Raw genomic sequence first — 17,270 nt, forward strand, 5'->3', positions numbered from 1 at the left:
CCCCGAAAAGGGCCCGGGCCCCCCGCCCCCGGACCCCCCCCCCCAGAAAAGGGCGGGGGGCGGGCGCATTTGAGCCCGAAGAGGGCGAACAGGCCCCCGCCCCCGGAGAACAGAACGCCGCAAAGCCGGGGGGCGGGGCCCGGAGCAAAGGGAAAAAGAAAAAAAAAAAAAAAAAAAAACCCCACCCCCCCGGGGGCGGCGGGGGGGGGGGGGGGGAAAGATCGACCTTCTCAGCGCCGCCCGCGGGGGCGACTGGGGGCACCTCCGCAATCCTGATGGAGAAGAAATTGCTTGTCCTCATCTTCATATCTATAGAGAGGGTTATGGAACTAAATGGGCAAAATCCATTTCATCGGATGAATTTTCAGATGCAAGTGACTTATGGATAACGCTGCAGGATTTTATGAGATACTGTAATATAACTAAACCGCCAAATATACAAAAAGGGATTGGAGAATGGAAGAGATAAAGACGTTAATCGATCAGTATGTTGCATGGCTTGGGAGCAAGATCACACTCCGTCAGGTTGCCGACTGGATCGAAATAACTACGCCTTATCTCGACCGAAATAATGATTATCTCCAGATCTATGCCCGAAGGCAGAACGGGAGTTACATCCTCACCGATGACGGATATATTCTCGACGAGCTTGAGATATCGGGCTGTAAATTAGAGAGCCCCAAGAGATCTGCACTTCTTGAAATGACTCTAAACGGTTTCGGCGTGAAGCTGGTCAATGGTGCAATGGAGGTCAGTGCATCCAAAGACGACTTCCCCCTGCGCAAGCATAACCTCGTTCAAGCCATGCTGGCTGTAAATGATCTGTTTTATCTGGCTTCACCAATGGTAACGAGCCTATTTCTAGAGGATGTCATCGCCTGGCTGGATGAAAACGAGATTCGTTATACTCCAAATGTGAAATTTACGGGAAAAAGCGGCTACGACCACCTATTCGACTTTGTGATCCCCAAGTCAAAGAAGCGACCGGAGAGGATTCTCCAGGCGATAAACCGCCCGAGCAGGGATGAGGCAGGCGCGACGGCTTTTGCCTGGATCGATACCAGAGAGGTGAGAGCTGCGGACTCCAGAGCTTATGCTCTTTTAAATGATTCGGAAAAGCCGGTCTCCTCTTCGGTCATGGATGCACTCAACAGCTACGAGGTTTATCCCATTCTATGGAGCAAAAGGCAGGAAATGGTAGAGGAACTGGTTGTATGATATATGGGCAATGCAGCCCATCCAGAGCAATCCCATTGAATTATGTGATTGCTGCTTAATGAATAGATACAGCTTCCGAAACGCGGCCAGGTGGCCGCGCTTCTGAAACTGCTCCTCCCTCCTGTTATGTAGTTCTTCTGGTTTTTGATAATCGTCTATGTCAAGAGCATATCATGCCATTGCATCCGAATGCATCAACTTGCTCCTGCACGAGACCATGCTATAACCTCCCACGATATAAAGTTTGCTTCTACTTCTTCTCCAGCCACGGCATCATAGCCCTCAACTGCGCTCCCACCTCTTCAATGGGGTGCTCGGCCTCCATCTTCTCCAGCGACCTCTTGACCGGGAGGCCGGCCTGGCTCTCCAGGATCCACTCCCGGGCGAACTCCCCGGACTGGATCTCCGCCAGGATATCCAGCATCTCCTGGCGGGACTGATCATTGATTATCCTGTGGCCTCTTGTCATGCCCCCGTACTCTGCAGTGTTGGAGACATTGTTCCACATGCGCATGAATCCGCCCTCATAGATCAGGTCCACAATCAGCTTCAGCTCGTGGCAGGCCTCGAAGTAGGCGATCTCGGGCTGGTATCCCGCATCCACCAGGGTCTCGAAGGCCGCCTTGATCATCTCCGTCACCCCGCCGCATAAGTCCACCTGCTCCCCGAAGAGATCGGTCTCCGTCTCCTCAGTGAATGTGGTCTCTATGACCCCTGCCCGGGTGCCGCCGATGCCCTTGGCATAGGCCAAAGCCCTCTTCATGGCCTCACCGGAGTGATCCTGCTCCACTGCCACCAGACAGGGAACTCCCTTGCCCTCCTGATAGGTCCTGCGCACCAGGTCGCCGGGTCCCTTGGGCGCTACCATGACCACATCGACATTCTCGGGCGGGACGATCTGGAAGTAGCGGATGTTGAAGCCATGACTGAATCCCAGAACATCCCCCTCCTCCAGATGGGGGGCGATCTGCTCCCGGTAGATCCTGCCCTGATGCTCATCCGGCAGGAGGATCTGAATGTAGTCCGCCGCCCGGGCTGCATCAGCAACGCTCATGGCCTTCACTCCATTCGCCTCCGCCCTCTTCCAGGCCCTGGAGCCGGGAATGTCGGCTGCTATCACATTAAGGCCGGAATCCTTCAGATTCTCCCCCTGGGCGTGCCCCTGATTTCCCCATCCCACTATGGCGATGGTCTTGTCCGATAATGCCTTCAAGTCTGCATCCTGGTCATGGTATATTTTCGCCAAATCTCATTCCTCCAAATATTAAATAAACAAAAAATAATAATTAAGCTTTGATTACCTTCGCCCCTCTCACCATCGAGACCTTTCCGGTGCGGGCCAGCTCCTTTATTCCGAACTGGCGCAGGAGCTGAATCATCGCCTCGACCTTATCCTCATCTCCTGTGACCTCGATTATCATCGACCTTTGGGAGACATCGATGATCTTGGCCCGGAAGATGTCCACGATCTGAATAACCTCGCTCCTGCTCTCCCGGTCGACGCTGACCTTGATTATGGCCAGCTCTCTCTCCAGAGAATCGGCCGGGTCCAGTTCGCTCACCCGGATGACATTGATCAGCTTGGAGAGCTGCTTTATCACCTGCTCCAAAGTATCCCTGTCACCATGCACAGAGATGGTCATGCGGGAGTAGTCGGGATTGTCTGTGGCCCCCACCGACAGGCTATCGATATTGAATGACCGGCGGCTGAAGAGGCCGGCGATGCGGGTGAGAACCCCGGACTTGTTCTCCACAATGACAGCTATGACATGCTTCATCTAGCAGCCCTCCTCGCCGAAAACCCCTTCCCTCTCCTGGGCGTAAATCCTCTCCAGATGGCTGCATTGAACCTCATCACACCACTCCAGCTCCAATATCTCGCTCAAGGTGGCCCCTGCAGGGACCATGGGCGAGACCCTCTCCGCCGGATTGACGATGAAGTCCATCACACAGGGCCGGTCTATCGCCAGAGCACTGCGAATCACATCCTCGACCTCAGAGGGCTTTGTGGCCCTCAAGCCCACCGCCCCATAGGCCTCGGCGAGCTTCACGAAATCCGGGCTGGTCCGGCCAAGAATGGTGGCTGAGTACCTCTTCTCGAAGAACAGCTCCTGCCACTGCCGCACCATACCCAGGCAGCCGTTGTTCAGCACTGCCACCTTCACTGGAATGTCGTTGACCACCGCCGTCGCCAACTCCTGGCTGTTCATCAGGAAACTGCCGTCCCCGGCAATATCGATGACGGTGCTCTCCGGCCGCCCCATCTTGGCGCCAATGGCCGCCGGGAAGCCATAGCCCATCGTCCCCAGGCCGCCGGAGGATATGAACCTCTGCGGATCCTTATGCACAAAGAACTGCGCAGCCCACATCTGGTTCTGTCCGACCTCAGTGGTGATGATGGCATCGGGCGCCAGCTCGCAGAGCTTCTCGATAACATACTGGGGCTTGATGATGTTCATGTCCGGGATGTAGCGCACAGGATGATCCCTCTTCCAGCCATCGATCTTATCCAGCCAGGGTCCTTTGGGCTTTGGCGAGACCTCCTTGAGGAGCCCCTGCAGGGCATTACGCGCATCTCCCACCACGGGTATGTCCACCCGCACGTTCTTTCCCACCTCCGCTGGATCGATATCGATATGAACGATCATGGCATGGGGGGCGAAGCTGGAGGTCCTGCCCGTCACCCGATCATCGAATCGGCGCCTATAGCGATTATCAGATCCGACTCCTGGATGGCATAGTTGGCATACTTGGTGCCGTGCATCCCCAGCATTCCCAAAGAGAGGGGATGGTCCTCGGGAAAGCAGCCCACCCCCATAAGGGTGGTGGTGACAGGAGTGTTAACCTTATTTGCTAACTCCAAGAGCTCCTTATGAGCAGAGGCGTACCTCACGCCGCCGCCGGCATAGATGACCGGCTGGCTCGCCTCCATTAAAGCCTTTGCCGCCCTCCTGATCTGCATCTCATGGGGCTTGACGGAGGGATGATATCCTGGCAGGCTCACATCCGGCCAGGTGAATACCAGCTCATCCACAGTCACATCGCGGGGAAGGTCGATCAGGACCGGGCCGGGCCGTCCGGTGCGAGCGATATAGAAGGCCTCCCTGAATACCTTTGGTATCTCCTTGGCACTGCGGATCAGGTAGTTGTGCTTGGTAATGGGCAGGGTGATGCCGGTGATATCCGCCTCCTGAAAGGCGTCCTTTCCTATCAGCCAGGTGTTCACCTGGCCGGTGATGGCCACCATAGGAACTGAGTCCATATAGGCATTGGCAATGCCTGTGACCAGGTTCGTGGCCCCTGGCCCGGAGGTGGCAATGCAGACTCCCACCCTTCCCGTAGCCCGGGCATAGCCATCTGCCATATGGGCCGCCCCCTGCTCATGGCGCACCAGAATGTGGCGGATGTCCGAGTTGTAGATGGCATCGTAAAGAGGTAGCAGTACCCCGCCGGGCAGCCCGAATACCACATCTACATTCTCTCTCTTCAGGCTTTCCAGCACCGCCTGGGCGCCGGTCATCTTCTGGGGCGTATCTCGATTTTTGTCTGAGCCCGTCCGGGCTATGCCTTTCGACATTTAGCTATATCCTCCTCTTCCAGCCGCATCAGCCGGTTGATGCCATTGAGCACCGCTTCCACTGATGCCATGATAATATCTGCGCCAGCTCCTCGAGCTGTGATCTTCCGATCTGCCATTGCCATTGTCACCCACACTTCAACCAGGGCATTGGTCCCGCCAGTTACAGCATCCACATGATACTCATCGAGGCGAACATCAGCCACACCTGAGATGGCCCTCCTTATTGCATTGATGGCCGCATCCACCGGACCCACACCCACTCCCGCCTCCAGCCTCTCATTTCCGGCCAAGAGGATCTTGACCGAGGCTGTGGGGGTGACGGTATTGCCGGCAACCACCGTCAGCTCCTCCAGCTTCACCTTCGGCTCCATCTGAATGGAGAGCACGGTATCTGCTATGCTCTGCAAATCCACATCCGAGACCCGTTTGCCCTTATCGCCCAGCTCCTTTACCCGGGCCACTATCTCATCCAGTTGCTGATGAGTGACAGACAGGCCAAACTCGCGCATGGCCAGCTCCACTGAGGCCCGGCCGGCATGCTTGCCCAGAACTATGCGCCTCTTTCTGCCCACACTCTCCGGGTGCATAGGCTCATAGGTATTGGTATCGGCCAAAAGTCCATGCACATGGACTCCCGCCTCATGGGTAAAGGCATTCTCGCCCACTATCGCCTTATTGGGGGCGACCAGAAGGCCGGTCATTCGCGCAACAGTCCTGGAGAGCTGGTAGATATCCTCGCACCTGATCCCGGTATCGATCTGATAAAGGGACTCCAGGGCCATCACCACCTCCTCCAGGCTGGCATTTCCCGCCCTTTCCCCAATTCCATTCACAGTCACATGGGCCTGAGAGGCACCGGCGCGAAGGGCAGCGATTGTATTGGCAGTGGCCATGCCAAAGTCATTATGGCAGTGTATGCTGATGGGCGCTCCCAGCCGGGAGAAGCGGGAGAATATCTCCGCTGCCACCTCTGGAACCAGCACGCCCACTGTATCGCAAAAGGCCAGCCTGTCAGCGCCCGCCTCGATTCCAGCCCTGTAAAGTCTGGCCAGAAAATCGAGGTCCGAGCGGCTGGCATCCTCGCCGCTCAGTTCCACTATCAGCCCATGCTCCTTGGCATAATCGGTCACGTCCACCGCCATGCGCACCACCGACTCCCGATCGGCCTTCAGCTTGATCTTGATGTGAAGGTCAGAGACCGGCACGACCAGGTGGACTGAGTCCACATCGCAGGCTAGAGCGATATCGATATCTGAGGTTAAAGCCCGGACATAGCTGCATATCTCGGCATTTAAGCCTGAATTTGCAATTGCTTTTATTGCCAGGCGTTCTCCTTCGGAGGTCATCGCCGACCCGGCTTCGATGACATCCATCCTAAGAGAGTCTAGCCCTTGAGCGATGGTGAGCTTCTCGTCAATGCCCAAAGATACGCCTGGAGTCTGTTCGCCGTCACGTAGGGTAGTATCTAGAAATCGTATTCTACCCGATAAATCGATCCCACGCATTCATGCTCAATCACCCAACGGCATATAAGCCGTCTCCGGCCATAAGATCTTTAATGATTGATAAAGCTATCGAAGGGCTTGCCGATGCCGATTGGCACTTCACCTCCGAGCAGAGCACCTTCGTTGAATGACGTCCAAGGGGAAACTTTAAAACGTTGAAAACCGACGCATGCTGAGAACGGTGAAGGATGGAAAAGGAATGAAGTTCAATATGCTGTTTATCTCTGCCACTGTGCTCTTCTGCTTAACAGTGCAGATCTTTCCCCTGACCTATATTGCGTCTGCAGATGGCTGGGGCATCAATCCCCTGGGAGACACATCAGAAGACACATCAGAAGACACCGATTCCCATGTGAGCAAGAATCAGAATCTTCCGACCTCCAGCGGATTGTCCCCGGCATTTGGGGCCTCCAACGAAGTAAGCACAGCCTCATCCTTGAACACCTCAGGCGAGCTGATGAAGAAAAATGTGACCTTAGAGGGCCTGAATCCAGACAAGGCCAGCCCGCAGGTGGCAGGATCGGCTATCATCTGGGTGGCCAATGCAACAGCTCCGGATGATGAGGAGCTTCTCTATGATTTCTTCCTGAAAGGGCCCGCAACCGGCGGCGAGCTTATTGAGAAGACGGGATGGGGAGCAGAGAATAGCTGGACCTGGAATACCTCTGAGGCCGATATCGGGCAGAATCAGGTCCAGGTGCAGGTCAAGCGCCCGGGCGCAGGAGGAGTTGAGGCCCTAAAATCGCAGAATTTCACCATTTCTGCCCCCGCCTCTGAAAACCAGGTGACAGATTCCTCTGCCAGCATGGAAAAACCCAAACCAGCCGAGTTGAACCCTCATCCAGGAGGGAAGACCGCCAACATCGATGTGAGCAAGCCGAGGCTCGCTCCCGATGAGAGGGGAATTGCCGCCGCTGGCGGCCTGCTGGATGAGACCCGGAGCACCTGGGATCCCCAGTCTGCATCATCGGATGATATGGATGTGGGCGGAAAATGGAGCGTTGAGCTTGCCGGATCGGGATGCACTCTGGATATAAAAAATCTCATTCAAACAGGAGGCAGCATCGTGGGGATGGGAGATCTGATCGAGGGGAATATAAAGATCCCCCAGACCATAAGAGGTACAGTCACCTCCACCTCCCTGAGACTGCGGTCGAAGGCAGTGATAGATGAATTTGGAAATGATATTGACAAGAGCGTGAGCCTTTATCTGGAGAAGGAGGGCTGGAGCTTCCAGGGGCGCTATGAATTGTATTCCGGCAATGAATTGACAGGAGAGGGGAATGCTACCGCCAGCAGATTCATCAACTGAGGGGGCGGTCATCCTCCCCATCTCAGCCGAGAAAGGCTCAATCGATTGATATCAAAGATAAAGGAGCACGAGATATTGAAGATCCATTCAATCCTATGCTTGATCCTGATCACAGCCTTGCTCGCCTGTCCAGCCTGGGCAGGCTGCGGCAGGTGGGTGATCCGGGACAATAGCGACTATCTCTCCGACCCGGACTTCGATCAAGCAGTAGCATCCTCTACTGGCTCTGCTGCCACCCTCAATCCTGATGGCACCGTCAGGGGATCGGGAGGAAGAGAGGCCGCAGATGACAAAGACCACCAGAAAGAGGCCCAAAATAAAGATAAGGCCCTCCCGGGGGGTGCCCCTGGCAGAGATCTGGGAGGGGAATGGAAGGTACAGCTCGATATGAAGGCCGACCGGCTGGATGAGCCAGGCGGGAAGGATAGGCAGCAGGCCTTGGATCTGATCCTCATCCAGAGAGAAGGCCAGCTGCAGGGATATGGCAGCCTCCTTGAAGGGGATATTGAATTTCCTGCTGCCGCCTCCGGCCATATATCCGCTGATTCTGTCAGCTTGATTGTCTCTTTAGTCGGGCAGAAGAGGGAGTACAGGATGGATCTGACCGCCAACAACGACGGGATGAGGGGAATCTGCGAGCTATATGAGAGCGAGAGGCTGGCCGGGAGGGGGAATGTCACCGCCAGCAGACTCTCCAGTTGAGACCGGAAGGAGGAGAAGATATTGAACATACATCCATTAGTATATCTGGCATTGATAGCTGCCCTCTTGAGCAGCCCAGCCGGAGCAAGTTGCGGCACATGGATTATCAGGGGCAACACCGAATACCATTATGATGCAGAGTACGAGAGGGCAGTGATATCCTCTACCGGCCATTCAGCTGCCCTCAACTCCAATGGCGAGGAAGGGGCAACCAAGCCGAACAATCCGCCCGGTGGAGATGCAAGCCGGACAGAAGGGGCATCAAATGAGAGCGCAAAAGCTCCTAAAGAGGAGGCTGCGCCGGTGAAGGCGGCAAAAGAGGCAGTGGCAGAAGAAGATCCGGTCGTGGATCTGAAGGGCGACTGGAAGGTCTTTCTCGACGCTGTGATCGACGGGCAGAATAGGCAGGATATACTGGATCTGATCCTGATTCAGACCAAAGACCGGCTGCAGGGCTATGGAAATATCCACCAGAAAGGCATAAACATCCCTGTAACCGCCACCGGCCGTATAGCCTCCAATGATTCTATCAGCCTGAATGTGAAGCAGGTGGAGGAGAATAAGGACTACAGGCTCGATCTGGCCCTGGCCGGAGAGAGGATGGAGGGCAGCTACAAAATCTATCAAGACGGGACCCAGGCGGGAGGAGGGAATATAACTGCCAGCAGATCAGAGCTTTAGCCGCAATCACTTGTGATAGGGCTCGTGACGAATTATTCTGAAGCTGCGATATATCTGCTCCAGAAGGATCACCCGCATCATCTGATGAGGAAAGGTCATCTCAGAGAAAGAGAGGATCATATCTGCTCTGTCCAGTACCGCCGGCGCCAGACCCAGGGGGCCGCCAATTATGAAGGCCACCTCAGACTGGCCTTGTAGAATGAGCCCCTCCAGCATCTCTGCCCACTGCTGCGAGTCCAGGGCATCTCCAGTTCTGTCCAGGACCAGCACTGAGCCTTTTTGGCGCTTGAGCCTCTTGAGAATCGCCTCCCCTTCCGCCTCCATCGCCTTCATCTCCTCTACTGGGGAGAGGCCCTCTTTCGAACTGATGGCAACCTCCACCACCTCCAATCGAGCGTAAGGGCGGAGGCGGCGGATGTAGTCGGCTGCAGCCTCTTGCCAGAACCTCTCCCGCAGGCGACCGACAGCGATTATTCTGAGGATCATCAACTGGACCTCTGCTTGATTGCATTATCTGAAGAGGGTTAATGCAGGTGGAACCAATTTGCCGGCTCGGCCGGCCCCTTGTTCATCGGACCTGACCATTGAACCCGCTCATTGGACCTGACCATCGATACCCGCTCATTGGACCCGCCTATTAAACCAGCCTACTGGGCCCGCAGGGATCGGTCTTGCAGAAAACCAGCTACATTTCCAGCCTGTGCCCCTTCTCCAGCTGCTGAATCTGCTCCTCGCCCTTGGCAGCCAGCTCCCTGAACTGCTCGATCGTCTCCCTCATCTTTGGCAGAGCCTCCTGTTTGTAGGTGTTGATGGAATCCATCGCCTCCATGACCTCGACGAAAGCGGCTTTTAGATCCTCGGCAGAGACACTGCTCTGAATGGATTGCTTATGTGTCTCAGCCCCCTGCTTTTTCAGCAGATCCGAGGTGATGCTGATCAGATCGCTGGTGGTCTCATTTAGCACCTGGATCTTCTTCAAGACGATCTTCTGGTTGTACAGGGCGCCTGCAACCATCACTGATGTTCGCAGGGCGGACATCGTCACCGTCTTTGCCCTATCCACTCCTCTCATCAGCTCCCGGTTGTTTCTGATCACAACCTCAGTTGCCAGTATTCCCTGCTGATTGACAACGATCATCTGCTGCAGATCCATGATCCTCTGCCGGAGAGGAAAGAGGACCTCCTCGGTGACGAACCTGATCTTTTCCGGCTCCTCATTTCTGGCTTTGGCCTCCTCGATCTGTCTATTGATCGATTCGTCCATCAGAGAGCCCAGCTGGACCTCTCTCAACAGTCTCCGGGTTAAATCACGCAGCGACTGCTGCTCGATCTCCAGGGTGGTGTTGTTGTTCTTCAGAACCGCCCTGCCTTTATCCAGAGAGGCGATTATATCTGCTATGGCTGAATCTGCCCTCTGGTATCGGGCAAAATAATCGCGGACGGGGTTAAAGAACTTGCCCAGAAAGCTGCCATCCTTGATGAATTCAATCCGGCTGGGGTCAAGGCCTTTAAGCTCCCGGGTCAGCTCCATCAGACCCTTTGCCACCACTCCACCATCATCCCCATTCTTGGACAGCTCCCCCACTGTCACCTGAAGCATAGAATTCTTGGCTGCCGAGCCTTTCATCGACTCGGCGCCGAAGGACTCTATCGACTTGAGGATGAACTTCTTTTTGGCCAACTCATCGATATCCAGGGTCAGAATCTCGGCTACATTGCTCTCCGCCACCTTCTGAAGCTGGGCGATCTCTTCAGGCACCGGTTTGGCCTGCTTTAGAACCTCATTCTTGATCGCCCCATCATCTGGAACCTCCATTGTGAAAGCCATTCTACTGCCTCATTCCCTTGAATCCTCTTTTATTTATAGCATTGCATTAAAGAAATTGGCCAGCTTATAGACAACATCCTCGGTATCGGCATTGATGCTGGCTGCCTCATTGATAAGAGAGATTTCATTCAGGGCCTCGATATTTGCATTATACCCTATCGTGTATATGGGTATTCCAGACTCTTCTACTAATCCCCTGATATCTTTCAATGAATGGCCTCTGTTGGTCTCTCCATCGCTGAGAACGAAGATCCTGAGCTCGAGTTGGGGATTGAGAGCTCTCTGTTCTTCGAGCATCTTCATGGCCACTGCAATCCCATCGAAGGTTGCTGTATTGCCGCCAGCCCTAAAATCATAAACCGCTCCCGCGAACAAAGACCTGTTTTTCAGATCAAATCTGGAGATGGGCAGATCGATGTGGACATCATCGGAGTATGATATCAGACCGATCAGATTATTACTACCGATATATTTTTGGCTTTCGATCAGGGATCTCTTTAGATTATTCAAAGGCTCTCCATCCATGCTGCCTGAAACATCGGCCACAAAGACAGCACAAATAGGCGCAGAGTCTTTTATAATTTTCCAGAGATTCTGGGCCTGGATGATCACATCGCCCTTCAACGGTCTTGATGAGGGATTGTATTCATTGAAGCTATTGAAACCGTATTTGGTGGCCAGGGTCTGATATTTTTCCTGTTGGCTGAATTTAATGAATTCATTCAGGATTCTTCTCTTCTCTGCAGATAGCTCTCCTATCTCATACACCGGATTGTCATGTCTGACCCCAAAGGGAATGAATTCATAGGATCTTATCTCCGGTTCATTGATATATGTCTGATACTCCAGAATAAAAGCATCCAGCACGCCAGACTTAGCTGCCTCTCTCAATTGCAGAGTGGTATAAGCAACCACCCGAATATTTTTCTGGAAGCCCTTGAATCCTGCTTCAGCTTCTGCAGATAGTGGATTTTCGCCATCAAAGCTTTGCAGTATTGATGTAAGGAAGTTCAGCCCGGTCGAACTGGCAAAGGGGTTGGTGTAGCCCATCTGAAGCTCGTCATTTGTGACAGCATCGATGACGGTCGTGATATTCACCTCGCCATATTTTCCTTCCAGCTCTTCCCTCTTGGATTTGCTGATCAGAATCCCGCCCACGTTGCCGACAAGCCTCTCCTGCACCAGTTCGGCCTTCGCCCCGCGAGAGATGATCATCTCTCCCCAGAGCTCATTGGATGGGGTGTAGATATCGGGCAAGTACTTCCCAGAGGTGATATAATCAGCGCCTTCACCGGATGGGATTCCTCTGAGCTTTACAGATACCTGAGTGCCGTTGATCTTGATCTTCGCATTATTGAAGTCTCTGGCCACCTCTGTCAGCCAGCCATCAGTACCGCTGCCCGCCTTTTCCGTTGATGAGAATATCTCGATATAGCTGGGTGTGATGCTATTGACCTGTGGCGGATAACTGGATATCTCCGGCAGGATCTTAGTCAGATCTGGGGGATCGATTTCAACCGGCACCCCATTATGCTTAACTGTTATCGGATTGATATCCTTGACTATGTCGTCCAGTGTTTTTTCTCCTCCATCAATTAAAAAAAAAGCTAATATGAATACTCCAACTGTCAATCCCAATATCTTTAAAGCTATATTCTTATCTTTCTCATTCAGCATGCTATGCTCCCTCCTGCTGAATCATTAATTCTTATAATATTTTGCCTGTTTGATCAGCTTATCGATCTCGATCATGCCGGCCATCCTCTCCAGCTCACCGCTCTCGATGCAGTTCAGGCCAGAGATCTCCAGCAACAGCTTATCCAGCTTGAGCAGGATCTCTTCGTTATCCTCTGTAGCCTCTTTAACAAATGTTATATATTCATTATATACTTTGAATTTCTCCTCCATGATCTCCTCAGAAAAGGCTCCCGTATCGCGCTGCTTTCTGATGAAGATGTAGTCATCCTCATCGAATGCATTCAATTTATTGATGATGCTGCGTATATTCTTAAAAAATATATTCTCTACCTCAGCAATAACCTCATCAAACTTCTGATAGCTGATCTCCGAGGCGCTGAAGATCTGCAGGAGTATATCCCGGATGGTCTTATTCTTCTTCTGCAGCCTATCGATCTGATCCAGCAAGATCCCGATGTTTATCTCGAATGTCTCGAGATCCCGGTATTCACTCAGGGCCTCTATATAATCTTCTTTTGTGCTTTTAGGACCGATGGGAATGGCACTCTCCGGCTCAGAGAGGAGCCTGTAGTTTCCATAGGCCAGCCCGGAGGCGCTCAAGGCAAGAAATGCACAGCCAAAGGCTGCCTCCAGTGCACCCACCCCTGGCCTGATGATGCCCACATCAAGGAATCTCGGCGAGAAGACGATTATGTTGGCAGCAGCAATGCCCAGGTTCAGGCCCAGTAGTCTGATCAGCACATCTCTATCCATCTCTTCTCGCCCTCGGGATTATTCCATGCAGATATCTCTCAGCATATCTCATAATACTATCGCTGATTACTGAAAAAACCTCAGCCGTTATCACACAAGAGTTCATAGATAATAATGACATTATATACCAATGGATGGAATTGCACGGCAGGGAAATCTGAGGTATGGCGATGCTTCTCAGCCGTCTATGCCCGCTGCCAGTCCGGCATTTAGGGATTGAGGAATGAGAGGATCAGTCCCCTCCCCTGCCATCTATATCACAGGCCTCGCTTGCCAGCTCGCAGGAACGGCAGATCTCTCGTTCCTCATCCAGATCACGGGCTGCAGTGGCAAGGACGCTGGCATTCACCAGGTTGCCGGCAAGGAATATTGCTGCAGCAACCTGGTCATCAGGCACTCCCAGATTTCCGGCCAGACGGATGTGCAGCTTCAGGCAGTGACTGCACCGTAATGCAGCTGAGACGGCCACTGATATCAGCTCCACCGTCTTTGCATCCAAGCTGGAGCTCCTCAAGATGGCATTGTTGTGCAGCATCTTGGTGATGAGAAGCTCTGAGTCATACTCCATGAACTGAAATATATAGGGAATCTCACCATAGGTCTTCTCCACCGCCGTCAAGATGTCCTTGGCTGCGTTATCCTTCCCCTTGACCAGTATTGCGTCCAGCTCCTCCTCAAAGCCCATGATCTCTGACTCCTGCTTTCCCTGGTTCCTGCTTCCCCTGATTCTGCCTCATTTGGTTCCTGTCTTCTCAGATTCCTGCTTTCCCTGGCCTCTTCTTCCCCGAGTCCAGCTCTCTGGCCATATTCCCGCCCGGCTCTGCTAAATCCAAAAACCTAGAAGACAAATCCCGTCTCCGAGCTGGGAAGTATTCTCACCAGTATATAATCTTTCATCCTGGAAGGCTTGATGGCAGCCACCTCGCCCAGCTTCACCCCTTCATCAAAGGTCACTGCTGCCACCTTATCCTTATAGATCCCATAAGGAAGCTTAACCCGCACCCCATTCAGATTGAGGGCGATCGGCAGCGGAGAATATGAGAACTCCACCTCGGGAACCTGCTCTCGTACTGCATCCATCACCCGGGGAGGAGAGGTGGTCAGAGGATCCTTGGCTATCGCCGCCCGTGTCTGGTCCAGTGCCCGGCCCATCACCTCAACGATATTGTCCAAAGATCCAATCTCTGAGGACTTGCGGGTTCTGTGGGCCATCCGGCCTATGGATGGCACATAGCCAAAGGCATAGGGCAATCTCTCAGCATCGATCTTCGGTCCACCGGTCACTATCACCGGCACGCTGATATTCTTGTAGAGGTGCTCTTTCTTCCTGATGCAATCCTCGAAGTTTCCGAAGATGAAAACGGCAGCATCATGCTCATTTATCAGGGCAGTCTCATACTCATTTATCTGGGCGATCTCCCTGCCCACCCCCCGGGCCATTCCAATCATATTGGTCTTTGAGCCGTGCCGACGCAGATATTCAGCAATATCGCAGGCCACATGGGGCAGATGATGAATGGCCAGGGTTGGTGTGACCACTGCCACCTCCGTCCCTGCCAGCGGTGCCCGCACCAGCTCGCCCCTTAGCTCCCGGCTCAAGATCTCCAGAGTGTTCATATCCTCTGAGGGGACCAGCAATAAAAGAATGATCTCCGTCTGAGTCACATTCTTCTGCAGGATGTAGCCGCCCAGGTCCTCTACCAGCTCCAGCACCAGGTCGTGCTTATACAATCCTCCAGTGAACATCACAGGCTCAAGCATTCTCCATCTCCCGGATCTTCTCCTCAATCTCCGATATCAGCTCTGGCTTTATCGACTCCTCAGCAGCAATGAAAAAGAAGCTGTCTTTGGTCATGATATTTCTGCGGTTGCGAAATCCTTCTGGTGCCACTCTGATCAAGGCATCGGTCAGATCCTGCAGGAACTCAGCCTCCATATCGGTAACCATCAGATCAGAGGGCGGGATATCCGAGGCGATGATCACAACATCTCTTGCCGGCTGCTCCACCCTCTCCCGCCCATATCGCTTCCATAGAGCTTTGAGAAGGTCAGCCATATGCTCTTCATCATTGATCTTGATCTGATGTCCGCCCCCGATCTTCATCACATCTCCCACGTCCTTGACTGTGAGGGGGGGTATACCGGAACGGAGGAGGCCATAGACAGCGAAGACAGGGATGGCTATATCCACATAGACATAGAGCCTGCCTATAGACCGGATCAGGCCCAGATCCTGTAGAATGTCCATTATTATCTCCCTGTACTTTCTGGCTCCGAACTCCTCCTCGCCGGTCACCTCTATCTTGAAGACCTCCATTGGGTCCATCTCAGTCCTCCAGCAGCCCCGACACCAGAAGAGCAGCGCCTACAGCTCCAATATACTGGGCATATGGGGGAACAGTAACCTTCACCTGCAGCAGCTCCTCCATCGCCTTGGGCAGGCCCTCGATGAGCGAGGTTCCACCCACCATGATAACCGGCTCTTTGACCTCCACCTCTTGCAGTTGCTGCTCGTAGACCTGTTCGGCAACGGAGTGGCAGGCAGCCATGGCCACGTCCTCGGGCTTGTTGCCCATGGAGAGGCTGTTGACCAGGCTCTGGGTGCCGAAGACAATGCAGTAGCTGTTCATTGCCACCTTTCTGTAGTCACCCTTCAGGGCCAGTTTGCCCAGCTCTGTGATGTCCACTCCCAGGCGGCGGGCGGTCAGCTCCAGGAATCTTCCCGAGGCACCAGCGCATATTCCGCCCATGGTGAATCCTCCAGCAATTCCGTCCTGAACCGATATAGCCTTGTTATCCATGCCGCCAATGTCGATTACTGTGGCCGGCCCCCTCTGGGCATCAGCCAGGAAGACTGCTCCCTTAGAGTTGACTGTGATCTCCTCTTGGATGAGCTTGGCATTGATGTGCTTGCCCACCAGAAATCGACCGTATCCGGTGACGCCCACAGCTTCGATCTCCTCTTTATTGACCCCGGCAGCCTTGAGGGCCTCCTGGAAGGCATCATCGGCGCTCTTCAAGACCTCAGTGGTGGGAACCCAGCCTGTGCCTATCACCTCATTATCCCTCATCACCACGGATTTGGTGGTGGTGGAACCGGAATCGATTCCAGCCGTGAGGCCCTTTTGCCTCTCCCGCGCCAGAAGGCCGCGGTATTTGACTGTTGTCACCAGGGCTTCCATACGGGTGAGCAGGGTCTCTGCTGTTGTTCTCTCGGTGAATGAATAGCTCAGGACGGGAATCTTGGAGTTCTCGTGGATGTACTTTCGAATCTCGGAGCGGATGATGGCCGCCTCAGCACAGCGGAAGCAGGTCATGACCACTACGGCATCGGCAAGATCCGGGTTCTCCACTATCCTGACCGCCCGGGCAATGGCCAGATTGAGGTCTCCAGAGGAGACCCGTACCCCGAACTTCTCCTCCACATCGAGCATATCATCCAAAGAGACCTCTGGATAGATTATCTTCGCCCCCACCATCTCTGCTGCCCGTTCGATCTCCTGTTGAATGCCGCTGTATTCCGCACCACAGGAGAGCTGCGCAATGCGAATCACTTCAAATCCTCCAAGAAATTCCTGATCTTCTGGACGAAATCCCTGGCCTCAGCGTCATTGTTGGGATAAGAGAGATCGAGAGTGGGTATTCCCTTCGTCCTGATGAGCAGCCTGACCAGCTCATTGGTTCTGTTGCAGCCTGCACATCCTGTCAGCCATCCCGGATCCTGAACTATGATCGCCGCCTCTGCCTCATCGATTATCGGCCCTATCAGGGCCATTCTGCCCCTGATCCCTGAAGGGACATCCACCGCCGCGTAGCGAAGCCCTTTTTTGGGCTCTTCGGAGGTGACATTCAAAGGCGGTGAAGCGATATTATTATCAGTCGCCAGCTTCCTTACCACTTCAGGTACTACAAGTGCCTTGTGTCCCATCCTGTCCACAAGGTCCGAGAGGATCATGCTGGTGGGAGGATAAACGATTACTTTTGCCATTAATT

17 protein-coding genes and 1 pseudogene are annotated in these 17,270 nt (G+C 53.7%); 5 read left to right on the forward strand and 13 right to left on the reverse strand.

From position 1 onward, the window contains the following. The first annotated feature begins 220 nt into the window (after positions 1-220). Both IPI63_RS13090 and IPI63_RS03635 read left to right on the forward strand, forming a co-directional pair. A complete protein-coding gene (locus IPI63_RS13090) occupies positions 221-469 on the forward strand; it encodes a DUF6978 family protein (protein ID WP_394357581.1) in 249 nt (82 codons plus the stop codon). After that, on the forward strand, positions 457-1,218 hold the full coding sequence (locus tag IPI63_RS03635) for a DUF1829 domain-containing protein (RefSeq protein WP_292476687.1): 762 nt from the start codon (positions 457-459) through the stop codon (positions 1,216-1,218). Before IPI63_RS13090 ends, IPI63_RS03635 begins: the two co-directional genes overlap by 13 nt. A gap of 250 nt (positions 1,219-1,468) precedes the next feature. On the opposite strand, the gene ilvC is transcribed toward IPI63_RS03635, so the two are convergent. The 4 genes and pseudogenes from ilvC to IPI63_RS03660 form a co-directional block, all read right to left on the reverse strand. Beyond that, positions 1,469-2,464: a ketol-acid reductoisomerase gene (ilvC, locus tag IPI63_RS03640; protein ID WP_214064579.1), complete on the reverse strand. Its 996-nt coding sequence runs from the start codon at positions 2,462-2,464 to the stop codon at positions 1,469-1,471. 40 nt (positions 2,465-2,504) lie between these two features. Next, a complete protein-coding gene (gene ilvN, locus IPI63_RS03645; RefSeq protein ID WP_214064580.1) occupies positions 2,505-2,996 on the reverse strand; it encodes an acetolactate synthase small subunit in 492 nt (163 codons plus the stop codon). Next, positions 2,997-4,738: pseudogene (locus IPI63_RS12865) on the reverse strand (acetolactate synthase large subunit). Between the two features lie 41 nt (positions 4,739-4,779). Next, on the reverse strand, positions 4,780-6,303 hold the full coding sequence (locus IPI63_RS03660) for a (R)-citramalate synthase (protein ID WP_214064582.1): 1,524 nt from the start codon (positions 6,301-6,303) through the stop codon (positions 4,780-4,782). Between the two features lie 181 nt (positions 6,304-6,484). On the opposite strand from IPI63_RS03660, the gene IPI63_RS03665 reads away from it, so the two are divergent. The 3 genes from IPI63_RS03665 (at position 6,485) to IPI63_RS03675 (ending at position 8,998) form a co-directional block, all read left to right on the forward strand. Then, a complete protein-coding gene (locus tag IPI63_RS03665) occupies positions 6,485-7,615 on the forward strand; it encodes a hypothetical protein (RefSeq protein WP_292476693.1) in 1,131 nt (376 codons plus the stop codon). Between the two features lie 99 nt (positions 7,616-7,714). Further along, entirely contained in the window at positions 7,715-8,317 is a 603-nt protein-coding gene (locus IPI63_RS03670; protein ID WP_292476694.1) for a hypothetical protein, read from the forward strand. Between the two features lie 21 nt (positions 8,318-8,338). Further along, entirely contained in the window at positions 8,339-8,998 is a 660-nt protein-coding gene (locus IPI63_RS03675; RefSeq protein WP_292476695.1) for a hypothetical protein, read from the forward strand. Between the two features lie 6 nt (positions 8,999-9,004). On the opposite strand, the gene rlmH is transcribed toward IPI63_RS03675, so the two are convergent. From rlmH to IPI63_RS03720, 9 genes are all read right to left on the reverse strand, one after another. Beyond that, complete coding sequence (gene rlmH, locus IPI63_RS03680; protein WP_214066572.1) at positions 9,005-9,484, reverse strand: 23S rRNA (pseudouridine(1915)-N(3))-methyltransferase RlmH; 480 nt, start codon at positions 9,482-9,484, stop codon at positions 9,005-9,007. 199 nt (positions 9,485-9,683) lie between these two features. Then, complete coding sequence (locus IPI63_RS03685; protein ID WP_292476698.1) at positions 9,684-10,826, reverse strand: toxic anion resistance protein; 1,143 nt, start codon at positions 10,824-10,826, stop codon at positions 9,684-9,686. 33 nt (positions 10,827-10,859) lie between these two features. Further along, entirely contained in the window at positions 10,860-12,503 is a 1,644-nt protein-coding gene (locus tag IPI63_RS03690; protein ID WP_292476699.1) for a VWA domain-containing protein, read from the reverse strand. Between the two features lie 24 nt (positions 12,504-12,527). Continuing rightward, positions 12,528-13,277: a hypothetical protein gene (locus IPI63_RS03695; RefSeq protein ID WP_214080220.1), complete on the reverse strand. Its 750-nt coding sequence runs from the start codon at positions 13,275-13,277 to the stop codon at positions 12,528-12,530. Positions 13,278-13,509: 232 nt separating this feature from the next. Beyond that, on the reverse strand, positions 13,510-13,962 hold the full coding sequence (locus IPI63_RS03700) for a carboxymuconolactone decarboxylase family protein (protein WP_214065648.1): 453 nt from the start codon (positions 13,960-13,962) through the stop codon (positions 13,510-13,512). A 152-nt stretch (positions 13,963-14,114) separates the two neighbouring features. Continuing rightward, positions 14,115-15,038, reverse strand: coding sequence for a methanogenesis marker 7 protein (locus IPI63_RS03705; RefSeq protein WP_292476700.1), 924 nt, complete (start codon positions 15,036-15,038; stop codon positions 14,115-14,117). Then, positions 15,031-15,603 (reverse strand): methanogenesis marker 17 protein, encoded by a 573-nt coding sequence (locus IPI63_RS03710; protein WP_214064607.1) that lies wholly within the window; start codon positions 15,601-15,603, stop codon positions 15,031-15,033. The genes IPI63_RS03705 and IPI63_RS03710 overlap by 8 nt, the downstream gene beginning before the upstream one ends. 1 nt (position 15,604) lies before the next feature. Beyond that, positions 15,605-16,831, reverse strand: a complete 1,227-nt coding sequence (locus tag IPI63_RS03715) for a methanogenesis marker 15 protein (RefSeq protein WP_292476701.1) — start codon at positions 16,829-16,831, stop codon at positions 15,605-15,607. Further along, entirely contained in the window at positions 16,828-17,265 is a 438-nt protein-coding gene (locus IPI63_RS03720; RefSeq protein ID WP_214064605.1) for a methanogenesis marker 5 protein, read from the reverse strand. The genes IPI63_RS03715 and IPI63_RS03720 overlap by 4 nt, the downstream gene beginning before the upstream one ends. Positions 17,266-17,270 lie beyond the last annotated feature (5 nt).

This window comes from Methanothrix sp. (assembly GCF_016706325.1).
GTDB lineage: Archaea > Halobacteriota > Methanosarcinia > Methanotrichales > Methanotrichaceae > Methanothrix.